Consider the following 16,444-nt stretch of genomic DNA (forward strand, 5'->3'; position numbering starts at 1 on the left):
TGCGCAAGGCGGCATGTTTATTACAGGATGAAAGCCCCGCCATGACCGATTCGACCCTCGACCTCCCGCAAAAGCAGCCCGCGCTGCGCGTCGTCCCGCAACCGCACGACGCGAACGTCCACGGCGACGTGTTCGGCGGCTGGATCATGTCGCAGGTCGACATCGCCGGCTCGATCCCCGCGAGCCAGCGCGCGAACGGCCGCGTCGCGACGGTCGCGGTCAACTCGTTCGTATTCAAGCAGCCGGTGTTCGTCGGCGATCTGCTGAGCTTCTACGCGACCATCACGCGCACCGGCAACACGTCGATCACGGTCGACGTCGAGGTGTACGCCCAGCGCATGCGCCTGATGGGTGAAGTCGTGAAGGTCACCGAAGCGACGCTCACCTACGTCGCGACCGGCCCCGACCGCAAGCCGCGGCAACTGCCGCCGCTCTGACGGGCAAGCGCCGCACGACGGCGCCCTCTATCTGCCTGCGGCCACCTCAGTGCGTGGCCGTCAGCCCGAACTCCCGCATCGCGGGCAGGAAATCGTGGTTCAGCTTCGGCTTGCGCGACAGCTTCACCAGCACGTAGCGCTGGAACGGCGCGAGCCGCTGCCACTGCGCGAGCTCGGGCGCCATCAGCCCGGCCAGCGCGCTCTGCTGCACGAGCGACTCCGGCACGATGTCGGTGGCACGCCAGGTCGGCCGCTCGTCCGGCTGGAACCACGATGGTTCCAGATCCGCGTGCGTGCGCAGCATTTCGAACAGCGCGTGATCGAAGTTGGGCTCGATCGCGGTGTCGTCGTCGGCCGGAAAGCGCGCGAGCAGCTTGCGGTCCTCGAGCGGCAGCAGCTGCCACTGCTCCAGCGAAATCCGCAGACCGAAGCGGTCGAGATTGAAACGCACGATCATCGGGATGTACGTGAAGTTTTCCGACGATTCGTGTTCGAAGGTGAATAGCAGTGGAGCGTCGCTGAGTCCCATGATCGTTACCTGACGTGGCGGATGCCGGCGCGGCCGGCTTGCCTGAGGTATTTTAGAACCTCTGCGCGCGGGCGGCGGATACGATTGCCGCCGACCGCGTGCTGAATCAACGGGAGTGCTCGTGAATCCGACCGAATCCGGTGACATGCGCGACGAACCGCGCGGCGCGATCGAACTGTCCGTGCGCCGCACGCGCGGCGGCGCCGTCGAAACCGCGCACGACTACGTGGGCCAGGAATGGCCCGTCGCAGTCGTCTTCAACGGCATCTCGCACGCAGTGATGATGTGTACGCCATGCGACCTCGAAGCGTTCGCGGTCGGTTTCGCGATCTCGGAAGGGATCGTCGCGCGCGGCAGCGACATCAAGGACATCGAGGTGATCCTGCACGCCGACGCGCCGCTCCCGCATGCGGAAGTCCACCTGGAAGTCGTCCAGCAGGCGTTCGCCGCGCTGAAGGACCGGCGCCGCGCGCTCGCGGGGCGCACGGGCTGCGGCGTATGCGGGATCGAAAGCATCGACCTGCTCGACCTCGCGCCCGAACGCGTGCCCGATACGGGCTTTCTCGCGCGCCTGGCACCCGACGCGCTGACGCGCGCGGCGCAGGCACTGCCGGCCCACCAGGCGCTCACGCAACTCACAGGCGGCCTGCACGCGGCCGCGTGGTGCGACGCAACAGGCGCGATCCGGATGGCGTTCGAGGACGTCGGCCGCCACAATGCGCTCGACAAGCTGATCGGCTCGCTCGTGCTGTCGCGCGCCGACGCGACCGACGGCTTCGTGTTCCTGTCGAGCCGCGCGAGCTACGAGCTCGTGCGCAAGGCCGCACGGATCGGCATCCCGCTGGTGGCGACGATCTCCGCGCCGTCGTCGCTCGCGATCGAAATCGCGAAGGCGGCCGGCTTGCGGCTCGTCAGCTTCTGCCGCGAAACCGGCCACGTCGACTACGGCACCGCCTGATCGCGTCCGCGGCAGCGCGCCGGCGGTCCACCGCCGGCGCGGCCTGCTCCGTCAGTCGAACTGACGGAAATCCGGCTTGCGCTTCTCGAAGAACGCCGTCATCGCCTCGCGCGCTTCCGGCGCGCGCAGCATCGCGGCGAAGTGGCCTGCTTCCTCGGCCATCCGTGCGGACGTCGCCACACCGCCCGTATCCTTCAGCAGCGCCTTCGTCACACGCAGCGATGCCGCCGGCAGCGCCGCGAGCTTCGCCGCCTGCTTCGCTGCGAACGCGTCGAGTTCGGCAGCCGGCAGCACGCGGTTGACGATGCCGATCCGGTGCGCTTCCAGCGCGTCGAACGCCTCGCCGAGCAGCAGCTTCTCGGCCGCGACCTGATGGCCGGCCAGGCGCGGCAACAGCACGCTCGACGCGGCTTCCGGACACAGCCCGAGCTGCGCGAACGGCAGCGAGAACGTCGCGGTGTCGGCCGCGTACACCAGATCGCAGTGCAGCAGCATCGTCACGCCGACGCCGATCGCCAGGCCCGGCACCGCGGCCACGATCGGCTTGCTCGCGCTGCTGATCTGCGCAAGGAACTGGAACACCGGAGCGGTGTCGTCCTTCGGCGGCGCCTTCAGGAAATCCTCGAGATCGTTCCCCGCGGTGAAATTGCCGTCGCTGCCGCGCAGCAGGATCACGCGGATCGCCTTGTCTTCCTGCGCGTCCGCGAGCGCATCGGCCATCGTCTGGTACATCGCCGCCGTCAGCGCATTCTTCTTCGCCGGGCGCGCGATCGTGATCGTCATCACGCCTTCGGCGCGTTCCACTTGAATTTCCGCCACAACCGTCTCCTTTGACTTTCCTCTACCGGAATGGAAAAACGGTGCGTGAGCTCGTGGCCCGCGCACCGTCGTCGCTTTTCGTCGCGTCCTGCTTACAGGCGTTCGATGATGCCCGCGGCGCCCATGCCGGTGCCGACACACATCGTGACCATCCCGTACTTCAGGTTACGACGGCGCAGGCCGTGCACGACGGTCGCCGCGCGGATCGCGCCGGTCGCGCCGAGCGGGTGGCCGAGTGCGATCGCGCCGCCCATCGGGTTGACCTTCGACGGGTCGAGGCCGAGGTCGCGCATCACCGCCAGCGATTGCGCGGCGAACGCTTCGTTCAGCTCGATCCAGTCGAGATCGTCCTGCTTCAGGCCGGCGGCCTTCAGCGCGGCCGGAATCGCTTCCTTCGGGCCGATGCCCATGATTTCCGGCGGCACGCCGCGCACCGCGAAGCTCACGAAGCGCGCGAGCGGCGTCAGGTTGAATTCCTTGAGCACCTTCTCCGACACGACGAGCAGCGCGCCCGCGCCGTCCGACGTCTGCGAGCTGTTGCCGGCCGTGACCGAACCCTTGTTCGCGAACACCGTGCGCAGCTTCGCGAGGCCTTCGATCGACGTATCCGCACGCGGACCTTCGTCGAGCGCGATCTCGCGCGTCTTCACGTCGACTTCGCCGGTCGCGAGGTTCGGGAAACGCTCGGTGATCGTGTACGCGGCGATCTCGTCGTTGAACTCGCCGGCTTGCTGCGCGGCCAGTGCCTTGCGATGCGACTCGACCGAGAACGCGTCCTGGTCTTCGCGGCTCACCTTCCACTGCTCGGCGACGCGCTCGGCCGTCAGGCCCATCCCGTACGCGATGCCGAAGTCTTCGTTGCGATCGAAGATGTGCGGCGACATCGACGGCTTGTTGCCCATCATCGGCACCATGCTCATCGATTCGCAGCCGCCCGCGAAGATCGCGTCCGATTCGCCGACACGGATACGGTCGGCCGCCATTGCGAGCGCGGTGATGCCCGACGCGCAGAAGCGGTTGACCGTCACGCCGCCGACCGTCTGCGGCAGGCCGGCGAGCAGCGCGCCCATGCGCGCGACGTTCAGGCCCTGCTCGGCTTCCGGAATCGCGCAGCCGATGATCGCGTCTTCGATCAGCTTCGTGTCGAAGCCCGGCACCTGCGCAACCGCCGACTTGATCGCGTGGACCAGCAGCTCGTCCGGGCGCGTGTTCTTGAAGACACCGCGCGGGGCCTTGCCGATCGGCGTGCGGCTGGCGGCGACGATGTATGCGTCTTGCAATTGTTTGCTCATTTGAGACTCCTTGCCTTATCCGCTCGCTCAGTTACGCACCGGCTTGCCGGTCTGCAACATGCCCATGATCCGTTCCTGCGTCTTCTGCGTGCCGAGCAGCTCGACGAACGCACGGCGCTCCAGCGCGAGCAGCCACTGCTCGTCGACCAGGCTGCCGGCTTCGACGTCGCCGCCGCACACGGCTTCGGCGATGCGGCTCGCGATCAGGTAGTCGTGGTCGCTGATGAAGCGGCCGTCACGCATGTTGACGAGCGATGCCTTGATCGTCGCGATCGCCGAGCGGCCTGCGACCGGCACGTCCTTCGCGCGCAGCGGTGCGCGATAGCCGGTAGCGGCCAGCGCACGCGCTTCCTTCTTCGCGGTGTCGAGCAGTTCGAACACGTTGAAGACGATCGTGTCGGACGGCTTCACGTAGCCCATCGCACGTGCATCGTGCGCAGACGCCGAGACCTTCGCCATCGCCGCGTTCTCGAACGACTTCGTGACGAACTTCAGGATGTCGGTGGTCGCGTTCGCGGCCGTCGCGGCATCCGCTGCGCGCAGCGCCGCTTCCTTCAGGCCGCCGCCCGCCGGCACGAGGCCGACGCCCACTTCGACGAGACCGATGTAGCTCTCGACGTGCACGACACGCTTCGCGCTGTGCAGCATCAGCTCGCACCCGCCGCCGAGCGCGATGCCCGACACGGCCGCGACGACCGGCACGTTCGCGTACTTCACGCGCAGCATGCCTTCCTGGAACTTCTTCACGAACGGCTCGATACCCTTCGCGCCGCCCATCATGAACGCGGGCATCGCCTCTTCGAGGTTCGCGCCGGCCGAGAACGGGCCGCCCGGCGTGCCGAGCTTCAGCGACGTCGGCTGCCAGATCACCACGCCCTTGTAGTCCTTCTCCGCGAGCTCGATCGCCTGCACGAGGCCGTCGATCACGCTCGGCCCGATCGTGTTCATCTTCGACTTGAACGACACGATCACGACGTCGTCTTCACCCGCACGGTCGTCGACCCATGCGCGCACCGCGTCGGTCTCGAACAGCGTCTTGCCGTAGGTCTTCGGATCGGCACCCGCTTCGCCGAACAGCGGCGCGCGGAATACCTGCTTGCCGTAGACCGCGAGGTCCGAACGCGGCACGAAGCGCTGCGCAGCCGGCGCCCACGAGCCTTCGGCCGTGTGCACGCCACCCTTCTCTGCAACCGCGCCTTCGAGCACCCACGACGGCAGCGGCACGTTCGCGAGCGCCTTGCCGGCCGCGATGTCTTCCTGCACCCATTCGGCGACCTGCTTCCAGCCGGCAGCCTGCCAGCCTTCGAACGGGCCTTCGTTCCAGCCGAAGCCCCAGCGGATCGCGAGGTCGACGTCGCGCGCGTTGTCGGCGATCGACTCGAGATGCACACCGATGTAGTGGAACACGTCGCGGAAGATCGACCACAGGAACTGCGCATGCGGATGATCCGTTTCACGCAGCAGCTTCAGGCGCTCTGCCGGCGGACGCTTCAGGATGCGGCCGACGGTTTCGTCCGCCTTCGCGCCCGAGTCGACATAGGTGCCCGTCTTCGCGTCGAGCACCTTGATCGCCTTGCCTTCCTTCTTGTAGAAACCGCCGCCCGTCTTCTGGCCGAGCGCGCCCTGCTTCACCAGTTCGGCGAGCACGGCGGGCGTCTGATAGACCGGGAAGAACGGATCGTCGGCGAGGTTGTCCTGCATCGTCTTGATCACGTGCGCCATCGTGTCGAGGCCGACCACGTCCGCGGTGCGGAACGTCGCCGACTTCGCGCGGCCGAGGCGGCTGCCGGTCAGGTCGTCGACTTCGTCGAAGCGCAGGCCGAACTTCGCGGCCTCGGTGATCACCGCGAGGATCGAGAAGATGCCGACGCGGTTCGCGATGAAGTTCGGCGTGTCCTTCGCGCGCACGACGCCCTTGCCGACGATGCTCGTCAGGAAGGTTTCGAGCTGGTCGAGGATCTCCGGGCGCGTATGCGCGGTCGGGATCAGTTCGACGAGGTGCATGTAGCGCGGCGGGTTGAAGAAGTGCACGCCGCAGAAGCGCGACTTCAGCTCGTCCGAGAAACCTTCGGACAGCTTGGTGATCGACAGGCCCGACGTGTTGGTTGCGAAGATCGCGTTCGGTGCGATGTGCGGCGCGACCTTCTTGTACAGGTCGTGCTTCCAGTCCATCCGCTCGGCGATCGCCTCGATCACGACGTCGCACTCGGCGAGCTTCGCGATGTCGTCTTCGTAGTTCGCAGCTTCGAGGTACTTCGCGTCGTCCTTCACACCGAACGGCGCGGGCGACAGCTTCTTCAGGTTCTCGATCGCCTTCAGCGCGATCGCGTTTTTCGGGCCTTCCTTGGCCGGCAGGTCGAACAGCAGCACCGGCACGCGTGCGTTGATGAGGTGCGCGGCGATCTGCGCGCCCATCACGCCGGCGCCCAGCACGGCGACCTTGCGAATCAGGAAATTGCTCACGGGATGTCTCCGGATAGTGTCGTGCAGCGCGGAGGTTGGAGGCTGCACGGCGAAGTGAGTACCAGGAACCGTTGGACCCGGGCGGCGCGCATCGCGCCCCGCCCGGACTCGCGTCAGAACAGCGATTCGTCGACTTCCATCATCGTCTTCGAACCGGCGCGCGCGGCGCGGATCGTCGACGCCGTCTCGGGCAGCAGGCGCGCGAAGTAGAAGCGTGCCGTCGCGAGCTTCGACTTGTAGAACGGATCGCCCGACGCTTCGTTGTCGAGTGCGAGGCGCGCCATGCGCGCCCAGAAGTACGAGAACACCAGGTGGCCGACGGTGCGCAGGTACGGCACGGCGGCAGCGCCGACTTCGTCCGGGTTCTGCATCGCCTTCATGCCGATTTCCATCGTCAGCTTCTGCACCTTGTCGCCGATGTCGGCGAGCGGGTTGATGAACTCGGCCATCTCCGGCTTCACGCCTTCGGCTTCCGCGAATTCCGTCACGAGCTTGCCGAACTTCTTCAGCTTCGCGCCCATGTCGCCGAGCACCTTGCGGCCGAGCAGGTCGAGCGACTGGATCGAGTTCGTGCCTTCGTAGATCATGTTGATCCGCGCGTCGCGCACGTACTGCTCCATGCCCCACTCGGAGATGAAGCCGTGGCCGCCGTAGATCTGCATCGCGTGGTTGGTCGACTCGAACGCGTTGTCGGTCAGGAACGCCTTGATGATCGGCGTGAGCAGCGCGACCAGATCGGCCGCTTCCTTGCGCACCGCTTCGTCACCGTGCGACAGCTCCTTGTCGATCTGCAGCGCGGACCAGTACGTGAACGCGCGCGCGCCTTCGGCATAGGCCTTCTGCGTGAGCAGCATGCGACGCACGTCCGGGTGCACGATGATCGGATCGGCCGGCTTGTCCGGTGCCTTCGGGCCCGTCAGCGAGCGCATCTGCAGGCGCTCCTTCGCGTACGTGAGCGAGTTCTGGTACGCGACTTCCGTGAGGCCGAGGCCCTGCATGCCGACGCCGAGACGCGCGGCATTCATCATCACGAACATCGCGTTCAAGCCCTTGTTCGGCTCGCCGACCATCCAGCCCTTCGCGCCGTCGAGGTTCATCACGCACGTCGAGTTGCCGTGGATGCCCATCTTGTGCTCGATCGAGCCGCACTTGATGCCGTTGCGCTCGCCCGGCTCGCCCGCGGCGTCCGGGACGAACTTCGGCACGATGAACAGCGAGATCCCCTTCGTGCCTTGCGGCGCGTCCGGCAGGCGCGCGAGCACGAGGTGGATGATGTTCTTCGACATGTCGTGCTCGCCGCTCGAGATGAAGATCTTCGTGCCGCTGATCGAGTACGAGCCGTCGCCGTTGGGTTCAGCCTTGGTGCGCAGGATGCCGAGGTCGGTGCCGCAATGCGGCTCGGTCAGGCACATCGTGCCCGTCCATTCGCCCGACACGAGCTTCGGCAGGTATTGCTTCTGGAGTTCCGGCGCGCCGTGCGCGTGCAGGCATTCGTAGGCGCCGTGCGACAGGCCCGGATACATCGTCCATGCCTGGTTCGCCGAGTTCAGCATTTCGTAGAGCGCGTTGTTCACGAACGCGGGCAGGCCCTGGCCGCCGTAGTCCGGATCGCAGCCGAGCGCCGGCCAGCCGGCCTCGACGTATTGCTGGTAGGCCTCCTTGAAGCCGGTCGGGGTCTTCACGACGCCGTCGCCTTCATACGTGCAACCTTCGCGGTCGCCGACCTGGTTCAGCGGGAACAGTACCTCGGAGCAGAACTTGCCCGCTTCCTCGAGGACCTGGTTGATCGTGTCGGCGTCGAGGTCCGCATGCTTGGGCATTTGCTTGACTTCGGCTTCGACGTTCAGAAGCTCGTGCAACACGAATTGCATGTCGCGCAGCGGCGCGGCGTACTGTCCCATGACTCTCTCCAAAGGTGGGCAAAACGGCTCGAGCTCCTGGCGGGCGGATCACGCGCCGCTAACGGCTCTCGCTCTGATACGAAACAATCGTCTTTTCCAGCGCGGCCCACGTGAGGCGCACGGCGTCCGGCGAATGCAGGAAGCGGGCGTCGTGATGCAGGCCGAGCGTGAAGCTGTACAACTCGAAGAGCATCAGGTCCGGATCCGTATCCGCACGCAGATGGCCTTCTTCTTTCGCCTGCGAAATGGCACGCAGCATCGCGGCACGCCAGGCCGTCACGCTTGCGATCAACTGCTCGCGCACGGGGCTGTCAGGCCGGTCGTCGTACTCGACGGCACCGCTGATGTAGATGCATCCGGTCGTCACCTCCTGGATGCGCTTCTCCGTCCAGCGGGCCAGCATCGCCCGAAGGCGCGGCAAGCCTCGCGACTCGCGCAGGCTCGGAAAGAACACCTCGTTTTCGAAACGATGGTGATACTCGCGGACGACCTCGACCTGCAGGTCTTCACGCGATCCGAAGTGCGCGAACACACCGCTCTTGCTCATCTGCATGCGTTCGGCCAACAGGCCGATCGTCAGCCCCTCCAGCCCGTCACGGCTGGCGAGGTCCAAAGCAGCTTCAAGTATCGCGGCACGCGTCTGTTCGCCTTTTCGCATAGCTATTTCTGTAACCGTTCGGGGGTTCGAATAAAATCGAACGGCCGTACTATTATTGAGTGCGGCCGCTCGCGAAACAAGGAAATTATTAGAAACCGGTGTCTAACCGAGCCGCTATTTTGCGCGATTCCGGCGGGACCGGAGCGGCTTTTCCGCACGAACGTGCGGACAGATATTTTGAAGCGAATGCTTAGTCTGCGTCAGTCGTAACCGCCGACCGTCAGCGCCTTCATCACGACGCGATACGCCGTATAGGCGAGCCAGTTCAGCATGCGTTCGATGCGCGGGCGCGCAGCGAACCGGGCGGGGTCGATTTCCCGGCCGTCGGCGAACGCGGCCGCGATCGCGTCGCGCAGTTCGTTCGTCACAGCATCGTAGCGCACCAGCACGACATTCGCCTCATTGTTCAACATCAGGCTCAGCGCGTCCAGGTTCGACGAGCCGACCGTCGCCCAGTTGTCGTCGATCACGGCCACCTTGCCGTGCAGCATCGTCTTGTCGTACTCGGCCACACGCACGCCCGCGCGCAGCAGCGCGTGATACAGGAACGGCACGGCCGTATCGAGCGCCGCGAACTCCTTGCGGCCGATCAGGATCCGCACGTCGACGCCGCGCCGCGCGGCGCCCGTCAGCGCACGGCGCAGCTTGCGCCCCGGCATGAAGTACGGATTGGCAAGCAGAATCCGCTGGCGCGCCTGGCCGATCGCCGCGAGATACGCCTTCTCGATCGCGCGGCGGTTCACGACGTTGTCGCGCGCGACGAACGCGACGCTCGCCTCCGTCACGACCCGCAGCGCGCCGGCCTTGACCCACCGATGGCTGCGCATCCAGCGCCGGAACATGTCGGGGAACGCTTCCCCGCCATGCAGCCCGGCCGCGTATTGCGCATACGGCTTGTGGCCAAACATGATCCGGTGCCACTGCAACTCGAATGCGGCGCGCACGTCGGATACCGCGGGCCCCGCCATCTCGACCGCGAAATCCCAGCGCGGAAACGGCAGCGTCGTACCGTTCTGCGCGTAGTCGTCGATGATGTTGATGCCGCCGCAGAACGCGACCGCGTGATCGATCACCGCGAGCTTGCGATGCGTGCGCGAGAAACCGAAACGGCCGAACAGGAAACGGTTGTAGATGCAGTGCTCGACGCCGGCCGCCACCCACGTGTCGAACAACGGCAGGCGTGCGGTGCCGATGCCGTCGGTGATCACGCGCACGCGCACGCCGCGCTGCACGGCGCGGATCAGTGCGTCCGACACCGGCCGGCCGGCCGCGTCGTCGCAGAAGATGTAGGTTTCGAGCATCACCTGCTCGCGGGCGGCATCGATCCGCTCGATCAGTGCCCGGAAGAATGCGCCGCCGCCCTCGCACAGCCGCACGGTGTTGCCCGACGTGAAGGCGAGCCGCGACGCGGAACCGCGTTCCTGCAGGAACATCTGCCGCAATTGCGCGAAGCGCTTGCGGGCTTCCGCCGTCATGCGGACGAGCCGTGCGGCGCGCGCGAGAGTGCCACGCGCGCGGGCAATTGCAGGATCGCCTCGGCATTCGACGGCGAGAAGCAGCGCGCGGCCGCCTCGCGGAACGGCAGCCACGCATGGTCGACATGCTCGCGCGGCGAGAGCGTCACGCTGACGCGATGCGGCACGCACAGCCCGAACCAGTGCTCGGTGTTGCGCGTGACGCCCGGTGCATAGCGGTGCAGGTATTGCGGATAGATCGTGTATTCGATCCGGTGGCGCCAGTCGACGAGCGCACTGGCCGGCACGTCCGCCGTGCCGATCGCGATGCCGGTTTCCTCGGCCACTTCGCGCGCGGCGGTGAGCGCGAGCGGCTCGTCGAGCGCGTCCTTCGAGCCGGTCACCGATTGCCAGAAATCGGGCTGGTCGGCACGCTTGATCACGAGCACATCGAGGTCGGGCGTGTAGATCACGACAAGAACGGATTCGGGAATTTTCGGCGGCTTCGTCATCTTTGTTTCATGCAGCACAGGGCCGCGCGCCGGGCACAGGCTCCGAACGGGCGGCAAGTGCTGCGACTGTACCGCAAAAAACGAAAAAGGCGCATCGCAGCGCCTTTTTCGTGGGTACCGTGTGCGCGTCGCCGCACACACGACCGGTTTTGCGAGAGGCGCGTTACGCCTTCGGCTGTTCCGGCTGACGCAGGCGGATGTGCAGTTCGCGCAGCTGACGCTCGTCGACCGGGCTCGGCGCTTGCGTGAGCAGATCCTGCGCACGCTGCGTCTTCGGGAACGCGATCACGTCGCGGATCGAATCGGCGCCGGCCATCATCGTGACGATGCGGTCGAGACCGAATGCGATACCGCCATGCGGCGGCGCGCCGTACTGCAGCGCGTCCAGCAGGAAGCCGAACTTCAGCTGAGCCTCTTCCGCGCCGATCTTCAGTGCGCGGAACACCTTGCTCTGCACTTCCTCCTGGTAGATACGCACCGAGCCGCCGCCGATTTCCCAGCCGTTCAGCACCATGTCGTATGCCTTTGCGAGGCAGCGGCCCGGGTCGGTCTCGAGGTACTCGAGGTGCTCGTCCTTCGGGCTCGTGAACGGGTGGTGCGCGGCCACGTAGCGTGCATCTTCGTCGTCGTATTCGAACATCGGGAAGTCGACGACCCACAGCGGCTTCCAGCCGGCCTGGACGAGACCGTTCGCCTTGCCGAATTCCGAATGACCGATCTTCAGGCGCAGCGCGCCGAGGCTGTCGTTGACGACCTTCGCGCGGTCGGCCGCGAAGAAGATGATGTCGCCGTCTTCTGCGCCCGTGCGCTCGAGGATCGCCGCGATCGATGCGTCGTGCAGGTTCTTGACGATCGGGCTCTGCAGGCCGTCACGACCCTTCGCCTTCTCGTTGACCTTGATCCATGCGAGGCCCTTCGCGCCATAGATGCGCACGAATTCGGTGTAGCCGTCGATGTCGCCACGCGACAGCTCGCTGCCCTTCGGCACGCGCAGCGCCGCGACACGGCCGTCCTTCGCGTTGGCCGGCGTGCTGAACACCTTGAAGTCGACGTCCTTCATCGCGTCGGTCAGCTCGGTGAATTCGAGCTGCACGCGCAGGTCCGGCTTGTCCGAACCGAAACGCGCCATCGCTTCCGAATACGGCATCACCGGGAATTTCGCGTCGAGCTCGACGTCGATCGTCGTCTTGAAGATGTGACGGATCATGTCTTCGAACAGGTCACGGATTTCCTGCTCGCCGAGGAACGACGTCTCGCAGTCGATCTGCGTGAATTCCGGCTGACGGTCGGCGCGAAGGTCTTCGTCGCGGAAGCACTTGGTGATTTGGTAGTAACGGTCGAAGTTCGCGACCATCAGCAGCTGCTTGAACAGCTGCGGCGACTGCGGCAGCGCGAAGAACTGGCCGGCGTTCACGCGCGACGGCACGAGGTAGTCGCGCGCGCCTTCCGGCGTGCTCTTCGTGAGCATCGGCGTTTCGATGTCGATGAAGCCCTGCTCGTCGAGGTACTTGCGCGCCTCGATCGCGACGCGGTAGCGCAGGCGCAGGTTGTGCTGCATCTGCGGACGGCGCAGGTCGAGCACGCGGTGCGTGAGGCGCGTCGTCTCCGACAGGTTGTCGTCGTCGAGCTGGAACGGCGGCGTGACCGACGCGTTCAGCACGTTCAGTTCGTGGCACAGCACTTCGATCTTGCCGCTCTTCAGGCCGGCGTTGACCGTGCCTTCCGGACGGTTGCGCACGAGGCCCTTGATCTGCACGCAGAACTCGTTGCGCACGCCTTCGGCGGTCGCGAACATTTCCGCGCGATCCGGGTCGCACACCACCTGCACGAGGCCTTCACGATCGCGCAGGTCGATGAAGATCACACCGCCGTGATCGCGGCGGCGCTGCACCCAGCCGCACAGCGACACGGTTTGGCCCAGCAGGTGTTCGGTCACGAGACCGCAGTATTCAGTACGCATCGACATGATGTTTGCTTTCGTTCGGTTTGATCAACGGGCGCCGCAACGCGCGGCCCGGGCGATGATTCTTTACTTACAGCGGCGGCTCGACGGGGCGGCGGGCGGGCGCCGGAGCCGGCGCCGGGGGCGCCACGACGCCCATCGAGACGATGTACTTCAGCGCGGCATCGACCGACATGTCGAGTTCGATGACTTCGCTCTTCGGCAGCATCAGGAAGAAGCCCGACGTCGGGTTCGGTGTCGTCGGAATATAGACGCTCACGTATTCTTCCGTCAGATGATTGAGCACGTCGCCGCCCGGCGTGCCGGTCAGAAACGCGATCGTATACGAGCCGCGACGCGGGTATTCGATCAGCAGCGCCTTGCGGAACGCGTTGCCGCTGCTCGACAGCAGCGTGTCCGACACCTGCTTGACGCTCGTGTAGATCGGCCCGACCACCGGGATGTGACGCACCACGGCGTTCCACCACGTGACGAGCTTCTGACCGATGAAGTTCCGCGTGGCCAGCCCGACGACGAAGATGAACGCGAGCGTCAGCACCGCGCCGATCCCCGGCAGGTGGAAGCCGAGCAGCCGCTCGGGCTGCCACGATTCGGGCAGCAGGAGCAGTGTCTGGTCCATCGTGCCGATGATGAGACCGAGCACCCACAGCGTGATCGCGAGCGGGACGAGAACCAGCAGGCCGGTCAGAAACACCGATTTCAGGGTCGTCTTTTTCATCATCTGCCGTCAATGAACCGCGCCGGCGGCGCGGGTTGGTCGCAGCCCGGCCGGGCCGCGACGGTCAACTGCTGGCGGCGGGCGCTGCAGCCGGGGCGGGCGCAGCGCTCGTCGTCGTGCTTTCGGAACTGCTCGATGCAGCCGGCGCGGCCGCGGCAGGCGCGGCTTCCGCCGGTGCGGCCGGGGCTGCATCGCCCGTCGCAGTCGCCGGCGCGCTTGCGCCGCCCGAACCACCGCGGAAATCGGTGACATACCACCCCGAGCCCTTCAACTGGAAGCCCGCAGCGGTGACCTGCTTGCGAAATGCATCCTTCCCGCATTCCGGGCACTGCGACAGCGGCGCGTCGCTCATCTTCTGGAGCACGTCCTTCGCGAAACCACACGCTTCGCATCGATAGGCGTAGATCGGCATGATATTTTTCCCGCGGAAACTGGAAACGGCTTGCAAAACCTTGAATTATAGCCGAAACCCTGCCGCGCTCCGGCAATGGCCGCGACACCCGCGCATCAGCGGCGGCGCCATGTGAGCCAGCGCTCGTGCCCTTCGAACACGGGCAGCGAATCGGCCACCGGCAAATCCTCGATCAGTTCGAAGTGCGGCGTGAGCAGCGCATCGAGTTCGGCACGTTCGATTCCGAACGGCGGCCCCTTCGGTTTCGCCATCAGGAAGAAATAGCCGGCCAGCAATCCGTCGGCGGGCAGCAGCTCGGCCATGCGTGCCGCATAGCCGGCGCGCATGGCCGGCGGCAGCGCGCACAGGAACGCTCGCTCGTACACCCACTGCACGCCGAACGGCGGCCGGTACGCAAAGAAATCGGCCTGCTCGACGACGTCCGCATGCGCGCCGAGTTGCGCTTTCGCGGCAGCCACCGCCTGCGCGGCGAAATCGATCGCACGCACGGGCCAGCCGGCCTGCGCGAGCCACCCGGCCTCTTGCGCACTGCCGCAGCCGGGGATCAGCACGGCGCACGGCTCGAGCCGGTGCGCGAACACACGAAAACCGTCAGGTACGCCACCGAATTCCCATGGCGTCACGCCCCGTTCGAAACGCTCGTCCCAGAACGATGGGTCACCGGGGTCACGCGTCGCGAAATCGGCGGCGGGCGGCACATTCGGCTTCGGTTGTTTCGGATCGGACATCGCCCAGCTCCTTTCGGTCATCCGCCGTACGCGAGCGCGAGCAGCACGCGCGCGACGAGCGCTCCGACGCCGACGGCGAGGCCGAAGATCAGCAACGCCTGCATCAGCCGGTTCGTCCGTTTCTGCTCGACGAGAATCTGGCGCATCAGGTCCTCGCTCGCCGCGCGCGGCGCGTCATGGCGCGCCGCCATCGCGTGATGGATCAGGCGCGGCAGCTGCGGCAGCGTCTTGCTCCACTGCGGCGCCTCGACCTTGAAGCGCTCGTACCAGCCGCGCAGGCCGATCTGCTCGGTCATCCAGCGCTCGAGGTACGGCTTCGCGGTCTTCCACAGGTCGAGTTCGGGGTCGAGCGAGCGGCCGAGTCCCTCGACGTTCAGCATCGTCTTCTGCAGCAGCACGAGCTGCGGCTGGATCTCGACGTTGAAGCGGCGCGACGTCGAGAACAGGCGCATCAGCACCTGGCCGAGCGAAATATCTTTCAGCGCACGGTCGAAATACGGCTCGCACACCGCGCGGATCGCGCTTTCGAGTTCCTCGACGCGCGTCTCGGGCGGCACCCAGCCCGATTCGAGGTGAAGCGTCGCGACGCGGTGGTAGTCGCGCTTGAAGAATGCGAGGAAGTTCTGCGCGAGGTAGTTCTTGTCGAAATCGGACAGCGCACCGACGATCCCGAAGTCGAGCGCGACGTAGCGGCCGAAGGTGCTCGGATCGAGGCTCACCTGGATGTTGCCCGGGTGCATGTCCGCATGGAAGAAGCCGTCGCGGAACACCTGCGTGAAGAAGATCTCGACGCCTTCGCGCGCGAGCTTCTTGATGTCGACACCGGCCGAACGCAGCGTCTCGACCTGGCTGATCGGCACGCCGGTCATGCGCTCCATCACGAGCACCTGCGACGTCGAGAAATCCCAGAACATCTCGGGCACGAGCAGCAGGTCGAGGCCCGCGAAGTTGCGGCGCAACTGGCTGCCGTTGGCGGCCTCGCGCATCAGGTCGAGCTCGTCGTGCAGATACTTGTCGAATTCGGCGACGACCTCGCGCGGCTTCAGGCGGCGGCCGTCGGCCCACATGCGCTCGGTCCAGATCGCGATGTCGCGCATCAGCGCGAGGTCGGAGTCGATCACGGACAGCATGTTCGGGCGCAGCACCTTGACGGCGACGGCCTTGCCCGCGTGCACGCCCTGCTTGAGCTTCGCGAAATGCACCTGCGCGATCGACGCGCTCGCGACCGGCTCGCGCTCGAATTCGTCGAACAGCTCGTCGACCGGCGCACCGAGCGACTTCTCGATGATCCCGATCGCGACTGCCGATTCGAACGGCGGCACCTGGTCCTGCAGCTTCGCGAGTTCGTTCGCGAAATCGACCGACAGCAGGTCGCGGCGCGTCGACAGCACCTGGCCGAACTTCACGAAGATCGGGCCGAGGCTTTCGAGCGCGTGGCGCAGCCGCACGGCAGGCGGATCGGAATAACGGCGGCCGATCGTCGTGATCCGCAGCAGCAGCTTCACGCGCCGGTCGTCGATCCGGGACAGCATCACTTCGTCGAGACCAAAGCGGATGACGGTGTAAACAATCTTGATGAAACGGAAAATGCGCATGCCCT

15 protein-coding genes are annotated in these 16,444 nt (G+C 66.0%); 2 read left to right on the forward strand and 13 right to left on the reverse strand.

Features of this window, described 5'->3' with window-relative positions:
• Positions 1-41 precede the first annotated feature (41 nt).
• Positions 42-437 carry an acyl-CoA thioesterase gene (locus ACPTTF_RS14790; RefSeq protein ID WP_043190612.1) on the forward strand — a complete coding sequence of 132 codons (396 nt, stop codon included), beginning with the start codon at positions 42-44 and terminating at the stop codon, positions 435-437.
• A 46-nt stretch (positions 438-483) separates the two neighbouring features.
• Here ACPTTF_RS14790 and ACPTTF_RS14795 read toward each other — a convergent pair whose 3' ends face one another.
• Positions 484-966, reverse strand: coding sequence for a nitrate reductase associated protein (locus ACPTTF_RS14795; RefSeq protein ID WP_166963549.1), 483 nt, complete (start codon positions 964-966; stop codon positions 484-486).
• A 115-nt stretch (positions 967-1,081) separates the two neighbouring features.
• Here ACPTTF_RS14795 and fdhD point away from each other — a divergent pair, with 115 nt between their 5' ends.
• On the forward strand, positions 1,082-1,924 hold the full coding sequence (gene fdhD / locus ACPTTF_RS14800) for a formate dehydrogenase accessory sulfurtransferase FdhD (RefSeq protein WP_423371580.1): 843 nt from the start codon (positions 1,082-1,084) through the stop codon (positions 1,922-1,924).
• A 51-nt stretch (positions 1,925-1,975) separates the two neighbouring features.
• Here the strand turns inward: fdhD and ACPTTF_RS14805 are convergent, their stop codons facing one another.
• From ACPTTF_RS14805 to ubiB, 12 genes are all read right to left on the reverse strand, one after another.
• On the reverse strand, positions 1,976-2,743 hold the full coding sequence (locus ACPTTF_RS14805) for an enoyl-CoA hydratase (RefSeq protein ID WP_423371581.1): 768 nt from the start codon (positions 2,741-2,743) through the stop codon (positions 1,976-1,978).
• A gap of 92 nt (positions 2,744-2,835) precedes the next feature.
• Positions 2,836-4,035 (reverse strand): acetyl-CoA C-acyltransferase, encoded by a 1,200-nt coding sequence (locus tag ACPTTF_RS14810; protein WP_043190603.1) that lies wholly within the window; start codon positions 4,033-4,035, stop codon positions 2,836-2,838.
• A 27-nt stretch (positions 4,036-4,062) separates the two neighbouring features.
• Positions 4,063-6,498 carry a 3-hydroxyacyl-CoA dehydrogenase/enoyl-CoA hydratase family protein gene (locus ACPTTF_RS14815; RefSeq protein ID WP_423371582.1) on the reverse strand — a complete coding sequence of 812 codons (2,436 nt, stop codon included), beginning with the start codon at positions 6,496-6,498 and terminating at the stop codon, positions 4,063-4,065.
• Between the two features lie 113 nt (positions 6,499-6,611).
• Entirely contained in the window at positions 6,612-8,399 is a 1,788-nt protein-coding gene (locus ACPTTF_RS14820) for an acyl-CoA dehydrogenase C-terminal domain-containing protein (protein WP_166963557.1), read from the reverse strand.
• 58 nt (positions 8,400-8,457) lie between these two features.
• A complete protein-coding gene (locus tag ACPTTF_RS14825; RefSeq protein WP_166963559.1) occupies positions 8,458-9,057 on the reverse strand; it encodes a TetR/AcrR family transcriptional regulator in 600 nt (199 codons plus the stop codon).
• A gap of 200 nt (positions 9,058-9,257) precedes the next feature.
• Complete coding sequence (gene clsB, locus ACPTTF_RS14830) at positions 9,258-10,532, reverse strand: cardiolipin synthase ClsB (RefSeq protein WP_423371583.1); 1,275 nt, start codon at positions 10,530-10,532, stop codon at positions 9,258-9,260.
• Positions 10,529-11,023: a dihydroneopterin triphosphate diphosphatase gene (gene nudB, locus ACPTTF_RS14835; RefSeq protein WP_423371584.1), complete on the reverse strand. Its 495-nt coding sequence runs from the start codon at positions 11,021-11,023 to the stop codon at positions 10,529-10,531. Before nudB ends, clsB begins: the two co-directional genes overlap by 4 nt.
• 163 nt (positions 11,024-11,186) lie before the next feature.
• Positions 11,187-12,989 (reverse strand): aspartate--tRNA ligase, encoded by a 1,803-nt coding sequence (aspS, locus tag ACPTTF_RS14840; protein WP_166963565.1) that lies wholly within the window; start codon positions 12,987-12,989, stop codon positions 11,187-11,189.
• 67 nt (positions 12,990-13,056) lie between these two features.
• The gene (locus ACPTTF_RS14845; RefSeq protein ID WP_047898998.1) at positions 13,057-13,707 is read right to left on the reverse strand and encodes a DUF502 domain-containing protein; all 651 of its coding nucleotides are present in this window, start codon (positions 13,705-13,707) and stop codon (positions 13,057-13,059) included.
• A gap of 61 nt (positions 13,708-13,768) precedes the next feature.
• A complete protein-coding gene (locus ACPTTF_RS14850; RefSeq protein WP_166963567.1) occupies positions 13,769-14,116 on the reverse strand; it encodes an FmdB family zinc ribbon protein in 348 nt (115 codons plus the stop codon).
• A 95-nt stretch (positions 14,117-14,211) separates the two neighbouring features.
• Positions 14,212-14,844: an SAM-dependent methyltransferase gene (locus tag ACPTTF_RS14855; protein WP_423371585.1), complete on the reverse strand. Its 633-nt coding sequence runs from the start codon at positions 14,842-14,844 to the stop codon at positions 14,212-14,214.
• 17 nt (positions 14,845-14,861) lie between these two features.
• A complete protein-coding gene (gene ubiB, locus ACPTTF_RS14860) occupies positions 14,862-16,439 on the reverse strand; it encodes a ubiquinone biosynthesis regulatory protein kinase UbiB (RefSeq protein ID WP_423371586.1) in 1,578 nt (525 codons plus the stop codon).
• Positions 16,440-16,444 lie beyond the last annotated feature (5 nt).

The organism is Burkholderia crassaminum, from assembly GCF_964265005.1.
In the GTDB taxonomy this organism is placed as follows: Bacteria; Pseudomonadota; Gammaproteobacteria; order Burkholderiales; family Burkholderiaceae; genus Burkholderia.